16 protein-coding genes are annotated in these 18,891 nt (G+C 66.6%); 8 read left to right on the top strand and 8 right to left on the bottom strand.

Annotated features, from left to right (window positions below):
* From ACYVG8_RS04640 to ACYVG8_RS04665, 6 genes are all read left to right on the top strand, one after another.
* On the top strand, positions 1-2,160 hold a 2,160-nt coding region (locus ACYVG8_RS04640; RefSeq protein ID WP_460745082.1), incomplete at its 5' end, for a hypothetical protein.
* A 3-nt stretch (positions 2,161-2,163) separates the two neighbouring features.
* Entirely contained in the window at positions 2,164-2,733 is a 570-nt protein-coding gene (locus tag ACYVG8_RS04645; RefSeq protein WP_460745083.1) for a hypothetical protein, read from the top strand.
* Entirely contained in the window at positions 2,730-3,146 is a 417-nt protein-coding gene (locus ACYVG8_RS04650) for a hypothetical protein (protein WP_460745084.1), read from the top strand. The genes ACYVG8_RS04645 and ACYVG8_RS04650 overlap by 4 nt, the downstream gene beginning before the upstream one ends.
* A 58-nt stretch (positions 3,147-3,204) precedes the next feature.
* Entirely contained in the window at positions 3,205-3,696 is a 492-nt protein-coding gene (locus ACYVG8_RS04655; RefSeq protein ID WP_460745085.1) for a hypothetical protein, read from the top strand.
* Between the two features lie 60 nt (positions 3,697-3,756).
* Positions 3,757-4,299, top strand: a complete 543-nt coding sequence (locus ACYVG8_RS04660; protein WP_460745086.1) for a glycoside hydrolase family 19 protein — start codon at positions 3,757-3,759, stop codon at positions 4,297-4,299.
* On the top strand, positions 4,296-4,709 hold the full coding sequence (locus ACYVG8_RS04665) for a hypothetical protein (RefSeq protein ID WP_460745087.1): 414 nt from the start codon (positions 4,296-4,298) through the stop codon (positions 4,707-4,709). Before ACYVG8_RS04660 ends, ACYVG8_RS04665 begins: the two co-directional genes overlap by 4 nt.
* 587 nt (positions 4,710-5,296) lie before the next feature.
* Here ACYVG8_RS04665 and ACYVG8_RS04670 read toward each other — a convergent pair.
* From ACYVG8_RS04670 to ACYVG8_RS04680, 3 genes are all read right to left on the bottom strand, one after another.
* Positions 5,297-5,428 carry a hypothetical protein gene (locus tag ACYVG8_RS04670; protein WP_460745088.1) on the bottom strand — a complete coding sequence of 44 codons (132 nt, stop codon included), beginning with the start codon at positions 5,426-5,428 and terminating at the stop codon, positions 5,297-5,299.
* 280 nt (positions 5,429-5,708) lie between these two features.
* The gene (locus tag ACYVG8_RS04675) at positions 5,709-7,559 is read right to left on the bottom strand and encodes a bifunctional diguanylate cyclase/phosphodiesterase (protein ID WP_460745089.1); all 1,851 of its coding nucleotides are present in this window, start codon (positions 7,557-7,559) and stop codon (positions 5,709-5,711) included.
* Positions 7,560-7,747: 188 nt separating this feature from the next.
* Positions 7,748-8,074: a BON domain-containing protein gene (locus tag ACYVG8_RS04680; protein ID WP_233495223.1), complete on the bottom strand. Its 327-nt coding sequence runs from the start codon at positions 8,072-8,074 to the stop codon at positions 7,748-7,750.
* Positions 8,075-8,492: 418 nt separating this feature from the next.
* On the opposite strand from ACYVG8_RS04680, the gene ACYVG8_RS04685 reads away from it, so the two are divergent.
* A complete protein-coding gene (locus tag ACYVG8_RS04685; protein WP_159076015.1) occupies positions 8,493-8,948 on the top strand; it encodes a GNAT family N-acetyltransferase in 456 nt (151 codons plus the stop codon).
* A gap of 407 nt (positions 8,949-9,355) precedes the next feature.
* Here the strand turns inward: ACYVG8_RS04685 and ACYVG8_RS04690 are convergent, their stop codons facing one another.
* A complete protein-coding gene (locus tag ACYVG8_RS04690) occupies positions 9,356-11,494 on the bottom strand; it encodes a TonB-dependent siderophore receptor (RefSeq protein WP_460745090.1) in 2,139 nt (712 codons plus the stop codon).
* 290 nt (positions 11,495-11,784) lie between these two features.
* On the opposite strand from ACYVG8_RS04690, the gene ACYVG8_RS04695 reads away from it, so the two are divergent.
* Positions 11,785-12,891, top strand: coding sequence for a sigma-54 interaction domain-containing protein (locus ACYVG8_RS04695; protein ID WP_276325003.1), 1,107 nt, complete (start codon positions 11,785-11,787; stop codon positions 12,889-12,891).
* On the opposite strand, the gene ACYVG8_RS04700 is transcribed toward ACYVG8_RS04695, so the two are convergent.
* The 4 genes from ACYVG8_RS04700 to ACYVG8_RS04715 all read right to left on the bottom strand — a co-directional run bounded on the left by ACYVG8_RS04700 (position 12,850) and on the right by ACYVG8_RS04715 (position 18,887).
* A complete protein-coding gene (locus ACYVG8_RS04700; protein ID WP_051529094.1) occupies positions 12,850-14,070 on the bottom strand; it encodes an MFS transporter in 1,221 nt (406 codons plus the stop codon). The genes ACYVG8_RS04695 and ACYVG8_RS04700 overlap by 42 nt on opposite strands.
* 124 nt (positions 14,071-14,194) lie before the next feature.
* Positions 14,195-15,427 (bottom strand): acyl-CoA dehydrogenase family protein, encoded by a 1,233-nt coding sequence (locus ACYVG8_RS04705; RefSeq protein ID WP_051529093.1) that lies wholly within the window; start codon positions 15,425-15,427, stop codon positions 14,195-14,197.
* Entirely contained in the window at positions 15,424-17,088 is a 1,665-nt protein-coding gene (locus ACYVG8_RS04710; RefSeq protein WP_460745091.1) for a class I adenylate-forming enzyme family protein, read from the bottom strand. The genes ACYVG8_RS04705 and ACYVG8_RS04710 overlap by 4 nt, the downstream gene beginning before the upstream one ends.
* On the bottom strand, positions 17,070-18,887 hold the full coding sequence (locus tag ACYVG8_RS04715) for a CoA transferase (RefSeq protein ID WP_460745092.1): 1,818 nt from the start codon (positions 18,885-18,887) through the stop codon (positions 17,070-17,072). Before ACYVG8_RS04715 ends, ACYVG8_RS04710 begins: the two co-directional genes overlap by 19 nt.
* Positions 18,888-18,891 lie beyond the last annotated feature (4 nt).

Genomic DNA, 18,891 nt, shown 5'->3' on the forward strand with positions numbered 1-18,891 from the left:
CTGCGCGTCGGTGATTACTATGTGCTGGCTGATGCTGGCGGCACTGCAGCTCTGGTCCTGGTGTCGGCCATCCTGTCGGCGACCCGCCTGCGCCTGAGTGCCAACCTCAGCCGAGACTGGGCGGCCGGCGCGACCCTGTCGCGGTCGAGCCTCGACGTGCGCGGTGCCGCAAACGCGGTGGCCGCCGTTGGCGACCTCTACCTGAGCCGCCCAGTCAATATCGGCACCGACCTCGACGGCGGTGCCGTCGTGCTGCGCCGCACGCTGAATGCCGGCGAGGCGCGGCTCTACTACCGCGATGCCTACCAGACGACCTGGCGCGAGTGCGGCTGGTCGGTGCGTCGCCAGGGCGATGGCGTGCCGGCCGGATTTGCCGACTACGAATACATGCTGCCGATGCGTGGCGACGGCGCACTGCGCCTCGACATCAGCGGCGAGCCGATGACGATTCAGCATCTGGTCGCACTCGGTGCGCCGACCGGCCTCGGTGGGTTCATCAACCCGTCCCAGCGTCCCGCTACCCCGGTGATCAGCGCGCCGGCCGCCGCGGCCACCGGCATTATGGAGCGGCCGACGCTGGCGCTGGCCGGCTACAGCAGCCCGGCCGGAAATGCCCAGGCGGCGGTGCAGTTCCAGGTGTCGGCGACGGCGGATTTTGCGGCGGTGCTGCACGACTCCGGCGAACTGCCGGCCGGGCTGTCCTACCCGCTGCCGGCCGGCGTGCTGGCAGTCGGTAAAACCTATCAGGTGCGCGCCCGTGTACGTGACGTGGCCGGCCTGTGGTCGGATTGGTCGGCCGCCAGCGCGTTCACCACCGCTGCGTCGTTCGTCTACGTCGCCACGCCGACGCTGACCGGCCCGGCCATGAACGCGGTCGACATCCCCGAACAGCCGACGCTGGCATCGAGCCCGTTCGCCGTGTCGGGCGCGACCGACACCCATACGGCCAGCCAGTGGCAGATCCGCAGCACGGCCGGCAGCTATGCGGCGCCGGTCTGGGACAGCGGAACCGATACCGTCAACAAAACGTCGGTCGTGGTGCCGGCCGGCAAACTGCAGCCCGGCCAGAACAGCTATTTCCTGCGCGTGCGCCACCAAGGGGCAGCCAAGGGCTGGTCGGACTGGTCAAATGAAATTCGGGTCACCACCAAAACCCAGTTTGCGAACGTGATCGGCATCGTGCTGGCCCAGACCGGCGGCGGAGCCGGGACCTGGCGGCGCATCGACGAGAACGGCAATGACCGGGTCACGGATGCGTCGTTTTTCAACACGCACCCGATCTATGGCGCCATCAGCAGCGTGACGATCGACGGGCAGGCGATGGTCCGCATCCCGGCGTTCTATGTGAAGACCGGCACGCTGGCCGCAGGGCCATATGCGGGGCGTCGATTCTGGTCGATCTCGGACCAGCCGCTGCCCGGCTACGCGCTGCACCCGGCGTTCATGGTCGATGGGGCGCCGGTCGCGCAGTTCTGGGTCGGCAAATATCAGGGCACCAGCGACGGCGGTGCCAAGCTCGGCTCTGACTCCCGACTGGCGCCGGCGGTGGCCATCGCCTTCCTGACCCTGAAGGCCATGGCCGTAGCACGTAACACAGGAGGTGTAACCGGATTTGGTCTGTGGAATATCTACCAGCTTGCGGCGATCCAGTTGCTGGCTCTGATCGAAATGGGGGGAGCTGACAGCCAATCCCTGATCGGTCAAGGTTGTGTCGACGAAATGGCCGTGCTGCCAGTCAATCATTCTCTCGTGGCACAAGCCACCTGGCGCGGCATCGTCGGCCTGTGGGGCAACATCTACCAGATAGTTGACGGCCTCCGGACCGACGCGAACTCCAGATACACGGTATGGGACAAGAGCGGTAACAAGACCTGGATCACCACCGGCCAGACCACACCACGCAGTGGAACCTATCCAGCCACATTCTCAATCGACAGTGGTGCCCTCCATGACCTGTCGATCTGTTTTTTACCGGCTACCGGAGACGAGCTGGCTGCCAACGGCAGCTCTGGAGACCTCTTCTACCAAAATCACGGCTGCATCGCCTATCACGGTGGCCATGCCCGCGGCGGTGCGGGTGATGGCCTGTTCCATCTCAGCATCATCGACTCCGAATCGACGGTAACCGGGCTCGCCGGCACTCGTCTCGCAAAGGTCTGACCCATGAAAATCGAAAACCATACCCTGATCCTCGGCGAGACCCTGCTGCCCCTGCCGCGTCTCGCCACCCCGGCCACCGTCGATGTCTGGACGGTGCCGACCGACTACCGTGCCGACGGCTATTTTGTCGCCGTGACCCCGGCCGGCCGGCCGCCGGAAATTCCGGCCTGCGCGATGGCCGATACCGAGTACCTCGGTCAGCTCGCGTTGGCGCCGGATGACGACGCGCTGCTCGATGCGGCTCGACAGGCGGCACTGGCACGCATCAATGCCGCATGCAGCGCAGCACTGGCCGCGCTGGCCGCCAGCTACCCGGACGGCGAGGTCACCAGTTGGGCGCAGCAGGTACGTGAGGCCGAGGCGCTGGCGCACGATGCCGAGGCCGACACGCCGCTGCTGTCGGCGATTGCCGGCGCACGCGGGCTGACCGTGGCCGTGCTGGCCGAGCGGGTGCAGGCCAAGGCCGGTGCCTATGCGCTGGCATCCGGAGTGCTGATCGGCCGCCGCCAGGCCGCCGAAGACCGCATTGCGGCTGCCGGGACGCTGGACCAGGTGCAGGAGGTGGCGTGGTGACCTGGCGCTATCGGCTCGATACGGCCTACACCCTCAAATCCCCGCACCTCGCGGGGATTTGCTTTTGCAACGAGTGGCTGCGGATTGGCGACGGCGCGCTGACCATTCCGGCCGGTTACGCCTGGGACGGCTGCAGCCCCGCCAGGCGCTTGCCAGGCGGGCTGTGGATCGGTACCCCGGACGGTCCGCCCGGCATCGACGGCCGGCCGCCGACCTTCTATCCGAGCCTGGTGCATGACGCACTGTGCCAGTTCGCCGCCGATGTGCCGGTGACCCGGGCCGCGACCGTGGCGCTGTTCCACGACATGTTGCGCGCAGCCGGCATGCCGGCCTGGTGTGCCGCGCTGTATGCAGCCGCGGTACGGGCATTCGGCCCGGCTGCGTTCGGTGGCGATCCGCACCCGGCGACCTGACTGTTGTCCTGAATCCATCCCCGCCGTGTGCGGGGTTTTTTTCGTCCGAGGGAACCGTATGACCCATATCCGCCGCCGTGCGTGGCAATTCCTGATCGCTGTCGTCGTCGGATTCGGCGCCCTGATTGCGTTCCGCAGTCTGATAGTCGCCGCGGTATCCGCCGCCCTGGCCGGCCTGTCCGCCCAGGCCGTCGCAGCCGTCGCCGGCAAGGCAGCCACTGGCGCCGTGCCACCCGTTCACCTGACCGCTGCCGGCGGCGCCTTCGTCGGCTCGCTGTTCCTGCTGCTGAACCTGCGCGGCCGCGCCTGGCCGGAGAAAAGCGTGCTGCTGGCAGTGTCGGCCGGTGGTTCGTATTTCGGCGGCGTGGCCACGTCCGAGATCTGGGCGCTCGGCCCGGGCGGCGTGGGATTCGCTGGCATGCTGTGCGGCGTGCTGCTGATCCCGATCGCCGACGCTGCGATGGCTGTGCTGAAAGATGTCGGCTGGATCAAGCGCCTGCTGTTCGTCAGATTGGGTGGCCAGCGCGACGCCGGCGACAGCGAACAGTAATCAAATCATTCCATTCAGAAGCCCCGTCCAGTCGGGGCTTCGTCATTTTCGGAGATACCAATGTCACACATCTCACTCGACCAGCTCAAGCGGGTTTATCCGAAAGCCGGCGCCCGGGCCGCGACGTTCCTGCCGCACCTGAACGCCGCCATGGCGCAGTACGCCATCACCACGCCGGCACGCCAGCGTGCATTCCTGGCGCAGATCGGGCACGAGTCCGGCCAGCTGCGCTACACCCGTGAACTATGGGGGCCGACCGCCGCCCAGTCGGGCTACGAGGGCCGGCGCGACCTCGGCAACACTGTTGCCGGTGACGGTCGCCGGTTCATGGGGCGCGGCCTGATCCAGGTGACCGGCCGTGCCAACTACGGCACGACGTCGCAGGCGCTGTTCAGCGATGACCGCCTATTGCGCCAACCGGAGCTGCTGGAGCAGCCGGAGCTGGCCTGCCTGTCGGCGGCGCTGTTCTGGAGCCAGAAGGGGCTGAACGCACTCGCCGATCGCGGGGACTTCGCCACCATCACCCGCCGCATCAATGGTGGGCTGAACGGCCAGGCCGACCGGCTAGCGCTGTTTCAGCGTGCGCAGACGGTGATCGTATGACCGCTGCGCTCTATCGCTACGCCGCCGGTGCACTGGCAGTTCTCGCGCTGCTGGCCGGCATCTGGTGGCATGGCTGGCACACCCGCGACCAGCAGGCCGAGTGCGTCGTCCAGAGCAAGGCGCTGGCGGAGGCCCGCCAGGCGCTGACCGACTTCCGCACCGAGTCCAACCGCCTGAACACCATCGCCGGCGACATCCAGCAACGCGTCGACCAGATCAACACCAACGCCATCCGGCACAGCACTGAGTACCGAACCTATGTCACCCAGAATCCTCTGCCTGCTGACTGCCGCCTTGATGCTGAGCGCCTGCGCCGCATCCAGTCCGCCGTCGACGATGCCAACGCGGCCATCGCTGCCGGCCAATCTGGCGGCGCCAGCGCCACAGATCGAGCCGCTGACCAGCGATAGCCCTGACGACCTGGTCGAACGCTATCTGGTGCTGGTGCGGCTGTATGCGATTTGTACTGCAGAGCGTGCTGGGTTGCATAAAGCCTACAAGCAGCAATAAAAAAGCCCCCTACTGCACGGTTGTGACCATGCGGTAGGGGGCTTTTTTGTATTTGAATTATTTCTGGTCGTTGACGCTCGGGTACAGGTCGTAGCATGCCCCTGCTCCCCACCTTGTCTTTGCGTCGATGGCACATGCTTCGGCACTGGAGTAACCAAAGATCGTGGTTGACCGACCTATACAGATGCCAAGCACTAAGACGGCTAAAAGAAACGCGATGGGATGGTGATCTAACGCCCATCGGATTGCCTTCCCAATGCGGTATGCCAACCCTTTTCTATCAGGGTTCATGTCATTCATGAAAGTGTGTCCGTTCGCTACGTCAGTCTGTCCAATGGCGTGGAGCAGCAACTCAGCATTTCGCCAAATGCCCGGACCATAGCTATATCACAAACATTATGTCATTAAGATAATAAAACCAAAAAATGAGCGCTGTTGCGTGACATGAATGCAGAAAAATAAAGCGCAATCATTAATCAATTGATTTTTAAATGAAATTTAAAAAATCCATCCAATCCAGCATCGGCGCCACGGCAACGCGGCGGGGCGGGAGCTGGCCGGCAAATCCTTGCCATGACTGGGTTTTGTCGTTGTCTGCGGCGGTCTTGTTGCTGTCCATTTCTACCTGTTTTTGCCGGTTTTCGTCGCTTCGGTGCAGCGCCGGGAGCGCATGACCGCCGCTGCCGCACCCAGGAATGCTTTTGCTGCACTGAAAACAGTGTCATGGCAACGATAACTAAGCATTTGAAATCAAACCGGGAATTATCCTACCTCGCTCAAGAGAGGGTCAAGCGCAGAGGGAAGATCGTTTTCAGTGAGACCAGCCGCTTCCCGAAGGAGGGCAATCACCTTGGGCAAAGGCTTGCCAACAACCCGACAAGACTCCGGCCGGCCCCTCCTCACCAGACAACACTCTCCCTGCCCTCCCGCCGGAAATGGCAGATGCACTGCCCGGACTGCTTGGCCCGGTACATGGCCTGATCGGCATAGCGCAGCAGGGTATCGGCATCGTCGCCATCCTCGGGATGCATGGCCACGCCAATACTGGCCGTGACCTGTGCCGTCTGACTGGCGCCCAGCTCGACCGGGGTCGCCACGGCGGCGGCAATCCGTTCCAGGACATCGTCCATTTCCTGTGCGCTGCCCAGCCCGTTCAGCACCACGACAAACTCGTCGCCGCCCAGCCGGGCCACGGTATCGCCAGTGCGTACCACCTTTTGCAGCCGCTTCGCGATCTCCATCAGCAGCGCATCGCCCGCATCATGACCATGCTTGTCATTCACCGGCTTGAACCCGTCCAGATCCAGAAAGCAGACGACCAGCCGGCCCGGTTGCCGGGCGGTCCTGGACAGGGCCTGGTTGAGGCGGTCCGACAGCAGGCGGCGGTTCGGCAGGCCGGTCAGTGCATCATGGAAGGCAATATGCTCCACCGCCTGACGGTGATTCCGCGAATGGGTAATGTCGATAAAGGCAATCACCACGCCATAACCGGCGTCGGAGCAGGGAATGGCGCTGATCGACAGCCAGCACATTGCCTTCTGCGCCGGATGGATGAAGCCGACTTCTTCATGGTGCACCAGTTCCCCGCCAAGCAGGGCGCGCATGCCGGGGAGCTCGGCAGCGCTCATGCGCGATCCGTCAGCGTGGTACAGCCGCCCCTCGAACCTGCTGAGATCGCTGGACAGCTGCACCTTACGTTCCAGGCCAAGCAACTGCTCGGACATCTGGTTGCAGTCGACAATATGCCCCTGCGGATCCGTCACCACGACACCGACCGGCAGCACATCGTAGATGGCCTGCAGCATGGCCCGATGGCGCTGCAGGCGCATGATCAGCCAGGTGATCAGCACGCAGACCAGCAGCAGCAGGATATTGATCGCCACACTGCGCAGCCGGGATTGGGTGATATAGCTCTCGACCGGGGACATGACGGCGTCGAGATCCAGCCCGACCGCTGCGGCCATATCACCCGTCCCCAGTTTCTGCCAGCCGATCAGCCGGTGCACGGCATCGAAATCGCTGTCCCTTTCCAGCAGCCCCTGGCGTCTTCCACTGCGGCCCGGATGGGGCACTTCATCGGGCTCGCGCTCGGTCATGGCCTGAGACAGGGACAGGGAGCGGGCCAGATAACTGCCGTCCCGGCGGATCACGTACACCACATCACGCGGCAGCAACTGCAGCTCGTGCCAGCGCTGCAGCAGGTAGGCGGGCGCGATGCCGATGGTAATGACCCCGGCAAAGCCGCGCTTGTCGAACATCGGGCGGGAGATCGGGATCAGCCAGGTGCCGGTCGTGCGGGCCAGCAGCGGCTCGCCGACAAACAGGCCGGACCGGGCCGTGCGCTGATGAAACCGGAAATACTCCCGGTCGGCCACCGAGATGGTGTGATTCAGTCCCACCGAGGAATACACCATCTGTCCCTGGGCATTGTTGATCGACACCTGCATTTCGGCCACGGCCGGAAAACTGGCACGGGCATAGGACACCGAGCGGAGAAAGCCGGAGAACTCCTCGTCAACGTACTCGTTGCCCAGGGTCTGCAGCGTGACATCGACCATCTGCAGCAGCGTATCGGTCTGCTGGGCAACGGCACTGGCCAGCTGGATGGCCCGGTGTTCCGCCGCCTGACGGGCGGTGTCCAGCAATTTCTGGTGCGCCAGGGACTGGCTCCACCAGTAGCCGCTACTGAGCAGCAGCGCCGCAGCCGGGACAAGCAGTGCCGCGGCCAGACGCAGGCGGGATGGCAGCATGAAAATAACGCCATAACGGAATCCGTTTATGACAATAGTTTTGGACAACCGGATATGCAAGCAATTGCAAATTGCCAATTCCGCACAAAAACAATGCCTTGCCCCATCCCGTGCTGCGGTGCATGCCGATGCGCCACGCGCCATGTCACCGCCCTGCCCTCATGCCGGACCGGCTGCCGCAAACAGACTTACGGCGCCTGCTTCAGGCTGATCTTGTTGTGTACCGATTGCACGCCATTCACGCTGCGGGCCACGCTCACGGCGCGATCGATTTTTTCCTGCGAATTGACAAAGCCGCTCAGCTGGACCTTGCCCTTGAAGGTTTCGACATTGATTTCGGCAGCGCTCAGGCCGGGGTCATTGAAGATGGCGGCTTTGACTTTTGTCGTGATGGCCGAATCATCAAAGTATTCACCGGTGCTTTCCTTGTGTGGTGTCGATGCACAACCGGCAACGGTGACAAAGCCCGTGGCCAGTGCCACAAGCAGCAAACTGCGCATATAGCGGTTTGACATGATCAGATCCTTCAGAAGTCAGAGTGCCTGCAAATGAATATTTGCAATGCGACTCACTTCAATCTGCACTTGCTGGCACCCGCTGTCTGTGCGATGACGCACAGACAGCGGTTCCGTGTCCGGCGTATTTTCGGCGGGCCTGATCCTGCCCAGGATGACAGGCCCCGTACCCCCCGAAAAAAGGACACACCATGGACAATCCCGTCACGCAGCCGCCCCTTGCCACCCCCGACACGCCGGCGCAGCCATCACCCGCCGGACCGGAATCCGGCCCTCCGGCACCGGGCAAGACGCAGCCGGCTCCCCACCGGGCGCCCAGCATCCCGCGGAACCCCAACATCAATCCGGCACGCAAGTAATCCTCCTCCGGCGGCGACCATTTGCGGCACACTGGAGCCTCTCCTCTGCTGGAATGATGATGATGCTGATTCGCCATGCCCTCCCCGCCGACAATGCCCGGGCGCGGGACATCGTGCGACATTCGCTGCAAGCGTTTGCCATCGAGGCGGAATTCGACGGGCTGGACCAGGCCATCGGCGCTCTCGGGCGCGAAGACAGCCCCAATGCCATCGAACTGGTCGCCGAGTGGCGCCAGCAGGTTTGCGCCTGCCTGGCGATCCAGGAGGTCAGCCACGGCTGCGGCAAGCTGTCCGGTTTTCATGCCGACGCGGCCTGTCGCGGCCATGGCATCGGCCGCGCCCTGCTGTCGCGCGCCATCGACGAAGCCCGGCAGCGCGGGCTGTCCCGGCTGATACTGGATACCTGTGCAGACATGCACGCGGCGATACGGCTGTACCAGTCGCTGGGCTGGCAGCGCATTGCCGATCCGTCACCGGATGCAGGCGCCGACCGCAGCTATGAACTGACGCTGTAGCCGGTCCTACAGCAGGACCGCGCGCCGCACCCGTCCCTGCGGATTGGCCGAAGCGCCGATTGGCTGTCCCGAAGCCGGCACCGCCCGCTCGCGCCCCCACTGCCGGATGCCCTCGATCTGCTGATGAGTTTGTCCGGATAGACCTCGACAAAGGCATACCCCGGGTGCAGGGCCAGCGAACGGCCGCGGGCCAGCATCGTCGGCAGGCTTGCGGAGTACTTGTAGTGCTGGATGATCTGCCCGGCACAGTCCAGCGCGGCAGGCGACAGGCCGACCGGCGGCCGGAACGAAGGGGCCAGTGACGGGGTATCGAGTTTCGGAGAAGTGCCTAAAAGAATGCGCGCCATCTGTTTCGCCATATTGACCGGGAGAGCCTGGCCCATTGCCTGTCCGTCATGGCTTGCGCGTCAATAACTGCCGCGCAGGGTCAGCATCACATTGCGCGGCTCACCATAGAAGTTGTACGCCGTGCTGGTGCCGACCGAGGCGTAGTACTTCCTGTCGAACACATTGTTGACCAGCACGCCGACGGTGAAATGGCGGTCCAGCCGGAAGGCGGCCCGGGCGTTGAATACTGCATAGCCACCCTGCCCCTGCACCGCGCGATTGCCGCGCGAGCTCTCGCTGCCGCTGTTCGCCTGCACGCCGCCACCGAGGCTGAAGCCGGGCAGGCTGTCCTCGCTGAAGCGGTAGTCCGCCCACAGCTTGAACTGGTGCGACGGGGTCTGGATCGAATAGGCCTTTCCTTCCAGACTGCGGTCCTTCACATAGCGGGTCATCAGCCGGGTATAGCCGGCAGTCAGGTCCAGCCCGCGCAGCGGGCTGCCGGTCAGCTCCGCCTCCCACCCCCTGCTCTCGATTTCCCCGCTGGCCAGATAGTACGGCGTGCTGCTGGCCGGGTAGTCCGGATCGCGATAGGCGCGATTGCGGTCGCGCAGCGTGAACAGTGCCAGCGTGGCGCCGAGCCGGCCGTCAAGAAAATCGCCCTTGGCCCCCAGCTCGTACTGGCGGCCGGTGCGCGGGTCGATCACGCTGCCATCGGCCTTCTTCTGCGTCTGCGGCACGAAAATATCCGCATAGCTGCCATACAGGGTGACATCGCGGCTGACATCGAGCAGCAGCCCGCCATACGGCGTGAAATGATTGTCGGCCCTGGCATTGCCGGTGCTCCAGTCGGTAGGCACCGACGGTGACACATTGCGGCTCCGGGTCCGGAAGGTGGTAGTGCGGCCGCCGAGCACCAGGGTCAGCGGATCGGCCAGACTGGCACGCAACTGGCCGTAGGGCCCGTGCTGGCTGGTCACCGTCTCGCTGCCGCTGGTATAGCGGATCGACGCTTCGGGCACGCTGTCCGGCTGGCCGAACAGCACATTGGGCACGGCCGGTGCCGAGCCGCTCTTGCTGGCCGATTTCCGCCGGTCGACATTGAAGCCCAGCATCAGGTTGTGACTGCGTCCCAGCAGCGCAAACGGTCCGTTCAGGTACAGATCCAGCCCGTCGCGGTCATAGTCGGATTCGCTCTGACTGCGATTGAAGCGGCTGAAAGTGCCGGTAAGCGGATCAACACCGCTGCCCGGCCACGCATCTTTGGAATCGCTGTGCTGGCTGCGGTGATTCAGCGCAGCCCGGGCCACCCAGCGATTGTCGAAGCGGTGTTCGATGCTGGCCGACACTTCTTCGGTCCGGATATGGTAGTTGACCCAGTCCGGATAGACATTGGTCGAGCGGTCGGTATTGATCAGCCGGGCATCGGTATACAGCGGCAGGCCCGACGACGGTGCCGTGGTGTTGTCGTTCTGGATGCTGGCGGACAGCGCCAGCGTGGTGGCCGGCTGCAGATCGTATTCCAGCGTGCCGAACACCAGCCATTTGCCGGTGTGGGTGCGGTCTTGGAAATACTCGCGATCCTGCCCCGACACCACCAGCCGGCCGCGCAGGCTGCGGTCGGCATTCAGCGGGCCGGTCACATCGACCTCGCTGCGATAGTTGTTCCACGAACCGGCCGCCAGCGTGCCGCTCAGGGCGAATGCCGCGCCCGGCCGCTTGCGGACCATATTGACCACCCCGCCCGGCTCACCACTGCCCTGCAGTACACCGGCTGGTCCGCGCAGCACCTCGACCCGCTCGTACATGGCCAGATCGAACTGCTGCACGGCGGTCAGCCCGGCATAGGACGGCACACCGTCATACATCGCGCCCAGGCTGTAGCCGCGTGCCATCACCTGGTCATTGGTGGTGTCGTTGGCAATCACCGTCACGCCGGTAATCTGGCGCAGCGCATCCGACATGGTCACCAGTTCCTGATCGTCCATCTGCTGCCGGGTCAGCACCGACAGCGAGTTCGGCACCTCGCGCGGAGCAAGCGGCACCTTGCCGGCCACGGTGGCTGCATCGGCCTTGTAGCCGGGCATGGCCTCGGCCGTTACCAGCAGTTCCGGCACCTCGCGGCCGTCGGCCGGCTCCCCGGCGTCGGCCGGGCCCCGGGCCTGCACCGTCACACCATGAAAAACCGCCAGCAGCGGGGTCACATACAGCAGTTTGCGCATCGAGCCTGTCCTTGTGTCCGGATCGACGGATGGCACGGGTGGCGGCGGCATGACCGATCCCCGTGCAACCGGAAAATCCGCTCGCATCAAAGGCGAAGAATGGTAGTCGATGGTCATGGCGCAGCCGTGTGACCCATTGCCGCAGCCGGCCATGACAAGCCGCGGCAAATCGTCGCGGACCGCGCGGACGCAAGGCATGCCATGCTGATTTGCTATCAAGGAATCCTGCTAAAGCACTCGCGCCCCATCCCTTATGCTGTGGTGTCGCCATGATCTCCAGAGAGCCTGCAGTGAACTTTGACCGCGTACGATCAGACAGCGACACCCGGCCGGCGCAGACCGACACCCTGATCACCCTGCCCGACTCGCCGGTACGGGCGACCTCGATCCGCGCCACCGCGCAGGTGTTCGAAGACCCGAAATCGGTCGCCCTGCTGTCGCGTCTGCGCCAGATCGCCCCGAGCGAAGCCAATGTGCTGCTCACCGGTGAAACCGGTACCGGCAAGGAGCTGATTGCCCGCCATGTCCATGCACTGAGCCGGCGCCGGCACGGGCCGTTCATTGCCGTCAATTGCGGCGCCTTCGCCGAGTCGCTGGTGGAAAGTGAGCTGTTCGGCCACGAAAAGGGCGCCTTTACCGGTGCTTTCTCCGCCCGGCCGGGCTGGTTCGAGGCTGCTGCCGGCGGCACGCTGTTCCTGGACGAGATCGGGGACCTGCCGCTGAAGCTGCAGGTCAAGCTGCTGCGGGTACTGCAGGAGCGCGAGGTGGTCAGGCTCGGATCGCGCAAACCGGTGCCGATCGACGTTCGCATCATCGCGGCCACCCATGTCCGGCTTGAAGAGGCCGTCGCCGCCGGCAAGTTCCGTGAGGATCTGTTCTACCGGCTGGGCGTGGTCGTGCTCGGACTGCCGGCACTGCGCGACCGGCCCGGCGACATCCTGCCGCTGGCACAGCACTTTCTCGCGGTTTACCGGCAGCGCCTGGGCCAGGGCAATGTGCCCCTGCATCCGGACGCCGAACGCAAGCTGCTGCGCCACCCGTGGCCGGGCAATATCCGCGAACTGGAAAACGCCATTCACCACGCACTGCTGGTCAGCGAAAGCCACCAGATCCGTGCGGAAGACCTGCAGCTGTCGTCACTGTCGCTGCCGGATGCCGCCACCGGCCCGGCCGACAGCGCGCCGCAGCCAGCAGAGGACACCTTGCGCCAGGTGTTGCTGACGCTGTTCGAGCGCCCGCCGCCGGACCTGTTCGACCGCATCGAGGACACCGTGCTCCGTACCGCCTACGAGCACTGCCGGCGCAATCAGGTTCACACGGCCCGTCTGCTCGGAATCAGCCGCAATGCGATCCGCTCACGATTGATCCGGATCGGCGTCATCGACGCCCGGCGCTAGCGCCGGCCGCCCTCTCGCCCGGACCAGCCACAGCGACAGCCCGGTCGCCAGCAGCAAAACCAGCAGCAGCCCCCAGCCGGCCTGGCCCGGATCGCCACGGTGGCGGATCAGCAGCCCGCTGCAGACCGGCCCCAGCGCCATGCCGGTGAAGAACGCGGCCGATACCCGGCCGGAAGCATGGGCCAGCGCACCAAAGCGCGAATCCCGTACCAGCATGCCCATGGCCAGCGCATTGGTGGCCACCGCGCTCAGCCCGACTCCGGCCACGGCCAGCCAGAGCAGGCCGGGGCTGCCGGCATCGGCCCGCAGGGACAGCGCAATCGACAGTGCCGAGACCAGCAGCAGTCCGGCCAGCAACAGCGCCTCCTCTGCCAGGCGGGCCCCCAGCGGCGTCAGCACCAGCCGCGACAGCATGCCCATGGCGCCGAACAGCGCCACCATGCCACCGGCACTGGTCGCCGACAGTCCCAGCCCGACGGCGTGCAGCGGCAGAAACAGGACAAAGGACGACAACACCATGCCGACGCAGCACTGGATGGCCATCAGCAGTACCAGCGGACGGTTCATGGCCGCAGGCGGCAGGGGACGGGCGATGGCGAGTGGCAGGGCCGGCAGTCGCCAGGCGCAGCACACCAGCCATGCGGCCAGGGCCGCCATCAGCAGAAAGGCGCCACGCCAGCCGACCAGCCGCGCGCATCCCGGCAGGACCAGCCCGGCAAACAGCGCCGCCAGCTGCACACCGGACTGTTTCAGCCCGACCATGAAAGCCTGCTGCGACAGCCGGACCCGCTGCGCAATCAACTGGTTGGTCACCGGATTGGCCAGCGCCTGGGCCAGCCCGGCCAGGGCTGCCACCGGCAGCAGGCTGCAGAAGCCGGGCAGCACCGCCATCAGCGCAAACATCAGCGCCACCGAGGCAAACAGCAGGCACAGGGTCGAGCGCGGCCCCAGCCGGTCAAGCAGGACACCGGCCCGCAGGGACAGGACCGCCGCCACGGCAAAAGCGTTCAGGGTCAGATAGCCGAGTGTGGCCGGCGCAATGGCGAGATCATGGACCAGCAGCGGGCCCAGTGCGGCGACGGCATACAGCAGCAGCATCGGCAATGCCATGCCCAGTATCAGCAGTGATGGCAGCATCACGTCGCTGCTGGCAGGGGGGTCCGGCAGGAAGCGTGTCATGGGCAAAATTCCAGGCGATCAGAAAAACGCCGGACACGGCCAGCCATGGCCATGCCGTATCCGGCGGGCCCCACCCGTCGTGACCGGAAAGACGGAGGGAGGGAAAAAGCGGGCCGGCAGCGCATCAGCCACCGGCCGGCAGCGGGGTGAGGTCCGGACCGGTGCGGGAAAAATCCATCTGCCCGTCGTCGGCGAACGTCTCCAGCAGGCGTTTGCCCACAGCGCTGATCAGCGCTTCGTCCGCGCCATCCATGATGTGGGTGGCGCGTGCCGTGCGGTAAATGCCGGACAGCGGCGTCTGGTCGCTGACCCCTTCGGCGCCGTAGATCTGGATGGCGGCATCCGACACCAGACTCACCGCGCGCGACGCCGCCACCTTGGCCACATTGACGTCGATATCCGCCACCAGCCCCCGGTCCAGCCTGCCGGCCGCCAGTACCAGCAGGGCTCGGGCGCTGACGATGGCGCTGTAACATTCAAAGACCTTCAGCCGGGTCAGCTGCTTGTCGGCCAGCCGCACCAGCCGGCCGCGGGCCGAGGCGATGCGCCGGCACATCAGCCCGTAACAGCGTTCGGCCAGCCCCAGCCAGTGCCCGGCATGCAGTACGCGGCCGAGCAGCAGCCGCTCCCGTATCAGCACATGGCCACTGTGCGCCTGACCGAGCAGATGCGCGTCCGGTACCCGTACCGCTTCGAGCACCAGTTCGCATTGCCCCTGCAGGCGACCGAACACCGGCTGTTCGCGCTCGATGCGGTAACCGGCGCTGGTCGCCGGTACCAGCAACAGCGACAGCGACTGCCCGACCGGCCCGCCGTCGCGGGTACGTGCCACGACCGTGACGAAGTCGGCATTGCCGCCGCGGCAGACGAACCATTTGCGCCCGTCGATACGCCACTGGTCCTGCTCCCGCCGGGCGCAGGTCCTGAGCGTGGCCGGTACCGAGCCGGCACTGTCCGGCTCGGACATTCCGTAGGCGCACACGACGCGGCCGGCCGCCAGCGGTTCGAGGACGCGCTGCCGCAGTTCGGCATGGCCATGGCGGTGCAGCATGTGTACATCCAGCGCGACATCGCTGCCGAATATCGCCGGTCCGTACTCGGAGGCGCCCTCCTGCTCGGCCACCAGCAGATAGTCGCGCAGCGACGCGACCCGCCCCCCCAGCTCGGCCGGATAGTACATGCCCCACAGCCCGGCGCGGCGGGCCCGCGCCGACAGTCCGGCCAGCAATGCCGCCGCCCGCGCACCGCCGCCGGCCAGCACCGGCTCGTGCGGGACGATATCGTGGCCGACAAAGTGGCGGACCCGCCCGGCCAGGACCCGTGCCGCGTACGTGCTGCCGCAAAAGGGTTCATTCATGCCGGTGCGCTCCCGGCCGTGCCGAGGAAGCGGATATCGGCGGCAAGCCGCTTCTTGTCCACCTTGCCCGCCGGTCCCAGCGGCAGCTGGCGGCAGAAGCACAGGTAGTCCGGCAGCCTGTCGGCAGCCAGCCCGTGCAGCCGGAAATGCCGGTTGACGTCTTCCAGCGACGGTCGTGACGCCCCGGGCTTCAGCGTCACGCAAAGGCAGAGCCGCTGGCCGAGATCGGCATCCGGAACCGGGATGCAGGCGGCGCCGACGATGTCGGGGTGTGCCGTCGCCTGACTCTCGATCTGCACCGGGCTGATATTGGTGCCACCGCGGATAATGATGTCTTTCTTGCGACCGGACAGTACCAGGTAGCCCAGCGGGTCGATATGGCCGAGGTCGCCGGTGCGGACCCAGCCGTCCCGGCTGCGATAGCGGGCATCCAGTTCAGGCGCATTGACGTACTGCATCGGACTCAGCGGCCCGCGGGCCATGATCTCGCCAGGCTGCCCGGGCGCCTGCTGCCGGCCGTCCTCATCGACGATGCGGATGTCGCAGACAGACGGGTTCGGTCTGCCAACGCTGTGTTGCGCCACGTCCGGCGGGTCGTCCGGCAGGCTGTGGCAGTTGACGCCATCGGCCGAGCCGTAAAGGCTGACGAAGCCGCAGCCGAACGCCTCCGTGCAGCGGCGGATGGTCGCCGGATCGATCATCGCACCGCCGCTGACGATGGCCCGCAACGACGAGGTATCGACCGCGGCCAGTGCCGGATCGGCCGCCATGCGCTGGAACATGGTCGGCACGCCGAGCAGGTGGGTCGGCCGCAATTCACCGATGGCGTCGATGGCGGCGGCCGTGTCGAAGCGCGGCAACACGGCAATGCTGCCTCCCAGCCACGACAGCACGCCGCAGCTGGCCGACGAGCCGAAGGATGAGCCGAGCGGGACCAGGTACAGCCCGCGGAAGCCCGGCCCGTCCGGATGCAGGCGCTGCAGGAAGCGGCCGCGCCCCCCGACCAGCGCATTGTGCGAATACGCGACCAGCTTGGGCTCCGACTCGGTACCGGATGACACCAGCAGCCGGACCGGCGCATCGGCATCGACCTCGGCCAGCGCAGCATCAGCCAGCGCCGGACCGCACAGCAGGCTGTCCAGTGTCTGCCAGCCGGCACGCGGCGGGCCGTCGACAATCGGAAAGCGCAGCGACAGCAAGGTCGGCCGCAATGCCTCGACCAGCTGGCACATGTCGGTCTGCGCCTCGTGCGGCTCGACGATGAATGCCCGCGCGGCGCTGCGCCGCAACAGCGATGCGATGTCCAGTTTCCCGCGCCCGGGCGGCAACGGCGCCACCACGGCCCCGAGCGCGGCGGCCGCCAGATCGATCGCGCAGCCCTGCCAGCCGTTGGGCAACTGATAGGCAATCACGTCCCCGGCCACGAGTCCCATGCACCGGAAGCTGCCCGCCAGCCGCCGCACGGCCTGGTCCAGCTGTGCATAGCTGACGACCTTCCCCGGCATGAGCACCGCCGGCGCCGTCGGCCGGCGCTGCACCTGATCGGCGAACAGCCGGTACACCGGACGGTCCGGATAAATGCCCTCGTCCTTCCACTGCTGGCGCAGACTGGCGGGGACCAGGTCGATCAGGCCGGCGCTGTTCATGCGGGGAAGTGCCACGGCGAGTTGACCTGCGCATACACGCCATCGCCCAGCAACGGCCCGGCGTGCGGGTGCCGGGGCAGCCGGGCAAGGTCCTCGACCACGCGGGCGGCCGGGATGCCGGCGCCGGCCAGCAGCGGCAGCCAGTCGCTGGCGCCCTTCTCCCGCAAACGGCAGGCAAGTACGGCCAGGCCATCAGCCGGCGTGCCGCCCAGCAGATCGGCCAGCCGCGCCAGCGCCCCCTCATCGCGGCAGTCCAGCGCCAGCATGCCGTCGGCGGTGGGAAAGGCGCCGCTGCAACCGGGATCGGCCGGGCTGGCACACAGCAGGCTGGCAGCACCGGCCAGCGAGGTCCGTACCAGCGCCCCGCTGTGACGGGCTCGCCGGGCGAACAGCGCCGCCGTAATGCCCTGGGCCGCCACGGCACCGCCCAGCACGTCCAGTGCGGCAAACAGCGTGCCGCCGCGCGTCCCCGACGCCGAGGCGATCGCGTCAGCCACGCCGGTATGCGCCTGGGCCATGAAATCGGTACCCGGCAATCCGGGGTTGGCATCGTCATCCCAGCCCGCCGCCCGGGCATATACCAGCGTCGGTTTCAGCGCGAGCAGGTCGTCGCGATCCAGCCCGAACGCTGCGGCCTTGCCCGGCGCCCAGTTGTGCAGGAACACATCGGCCCCGGCAACCCGTGCCTTCAGCTCGCGGCGCCCCGCTTCCGACTTCAGGTCAATCTCGATCACGGTTTTAAGCCGGTTCAGCGCATCGAAGCGCGCCGAGCAGCCGCCGGCCAGCGGCGGCATGCCGCGCAGCGCATCGCCACCGGGCGGTTCGATGCGGATGACCCGCGCACCGAGCATCGCCAGCAGATGACCGGCCAGCGGCCCCTGGATGCGCCGGCACGACTCCAGCACCACCAGCCCCTCCAGCGGCAGCGCGGCGGGGGCGCGGCCCGGATCCGGCGGCAGGGGCGCCGCCGGCGGGAAGGCGAACGCCCATGGCCCCCGCCGCCTCAGTTCGATCTCGGCGGCGTCGCCGGCCCGCATGGCCAGCGTGCGCAGCGGACTGAGGGCGATGCCGGCCGCCCGCGCCAGTTCGCACAGGCTGGCGAAAGGCAGCGCCGCGGCAGCAGCCGGCAGCGGCGCCGGCTGCTGCGCCATGGCCCGGGCATAGCGCCACTGGAATGTCTGCCAGCCCTGCCCGGCCACGTCGGCGGCCACGCCAGCCGACCGCCAGAATCGCAGCCATGGGCCGGCCTCCAGCGCCTCCAGTTCGAAACGCATGCCGTCGGCGGACACGAACGGCGGATGGGCCGCCGCCTCGCCCGGTACGGCCGGGGCCAGCCCGTCCTGATCCGGAGCCGTGGCATCGGCCAGGTACTGGCCGACCGCCAGCAGCGCAGCCCCGAGCAGCGACCCGTCGCAGCGGGGAAAACGGCCGCCGCGCCACTGGCCCACGGCGCAGGCGAGCGCACCGTTCAGCGCCAGCACGCTGGCCAGCGTCGACACGTAATCGACACCGAGCAGGCGCGGGGCGCCGCCAGCGCGGCCATGCACCGACATCAGCCCGGACGCCGCCTGCAGCAGGGCCTCGCCGGCCGCATGTCCATGCCCGCCGCCCTGACTCAGCCAGTCGCAGCAAACCGGTGCCGTGAACGGCGTGTGCAGCGTAAAGCCGAGGCCGCCAGCCAGCCTGACGCCATCGTCGACGCGGCGCAGCCCCAGACGTCGCGCCTGGTAGTCGAGCCGGCCGGCAAAGGCCGCCAGTGCAGGTGGCGGAGTGCACAGGGCCAGCGTGCATCCGTTCAGCAGACGAGCGACCATTCCC

The organism is Microvirgula curvata (assembly GCF_054781615.1).

Coding starts and splice junctions, on each gene's coding strand:
- ACYVG8_RS04645 (WP_460745083.1), top strand. CDS start 2,164: ATGAAAATCGAAAACCATACCCTGATCCTCGGCGAGACCCTGCTGCCC.
- ACYVG8_RS04655 (WP_460745085.1), top strand. CDS start 3,205: ATGACCCATATCCGCCGCCGTGCGTGGCAATTCCTGATCGCTGTCGTC.
- ACYVG8_RS04660 (WP_460745086.1), top strand. CDS start 3,757: ATGTCACACATCTCACTCGACCAGCTCAAGCGGGTTTATCCGAAAGCC.
- ACYVG8_RS04665 (WP_460745087.1), top strand. CDS start 4,296: ATGACCGCTGCGCTCTATCGCTACGCCGCCGGTGCACTGGCAGTTCTC.
- ACYVG8_RS04670 (WP_460745088.1), bottom strand. CDS start 5,428: ATGGACAGCAACAAGACCGCCGCAGACAACGACAAAACCCAGTCATGG.
- ACYVG8_RS04675 (WP_460745089.1), bottom strand. CDS start 7,559: ATGCTGCCATCCCGCCTGCGTCTGGCCGCGGCACTGCTTGTCCCGGCT.
- ACYVG8_RS04680 (WP_233495223.1), bottom strand. CDS start 8,074: ATGTCAAACCGCTATATGCGCAGTTTGCTGCTTGTGGCACTGGCCACG.
- ACYVG8_RS04685 (WP_159076015.1), top strand. CDS start 8,493: ATGATGCTGATTCGCCATGCCCTCCCCGCCGACAATGCCCGGGCGCGG.
- ACYVG8_RS04690 (WP_460745090.1), bottom strand. CDS start 11,494: ATGCGCAAACTGCTGTATGTGACCCCGCTGCTGGCGGTTTTTCATGGT.
- ACYVG8_RS04700 (WP_051529094.1), bottom strand. CDS start 14,070: ATGACACGCTTCCTGCCGGACCCCCCTGCCAGCAGCGACGTGATGCTG.
- ACYVG8_RS04705 (WP_051529093.1), bottom strand. CDS start 15,427: ATGAATGAACCCTTTTGCGGCAGCACGTACGCGGCACGGGTCCTGGCC.
- ACYVG8_RS04715 (WP_460745092.1), bottom strand. CDS start 18,887: ATGGTCGCTCGTCTGCTGAACGGATGCACGCTGGCCCTGTGCACTCCG.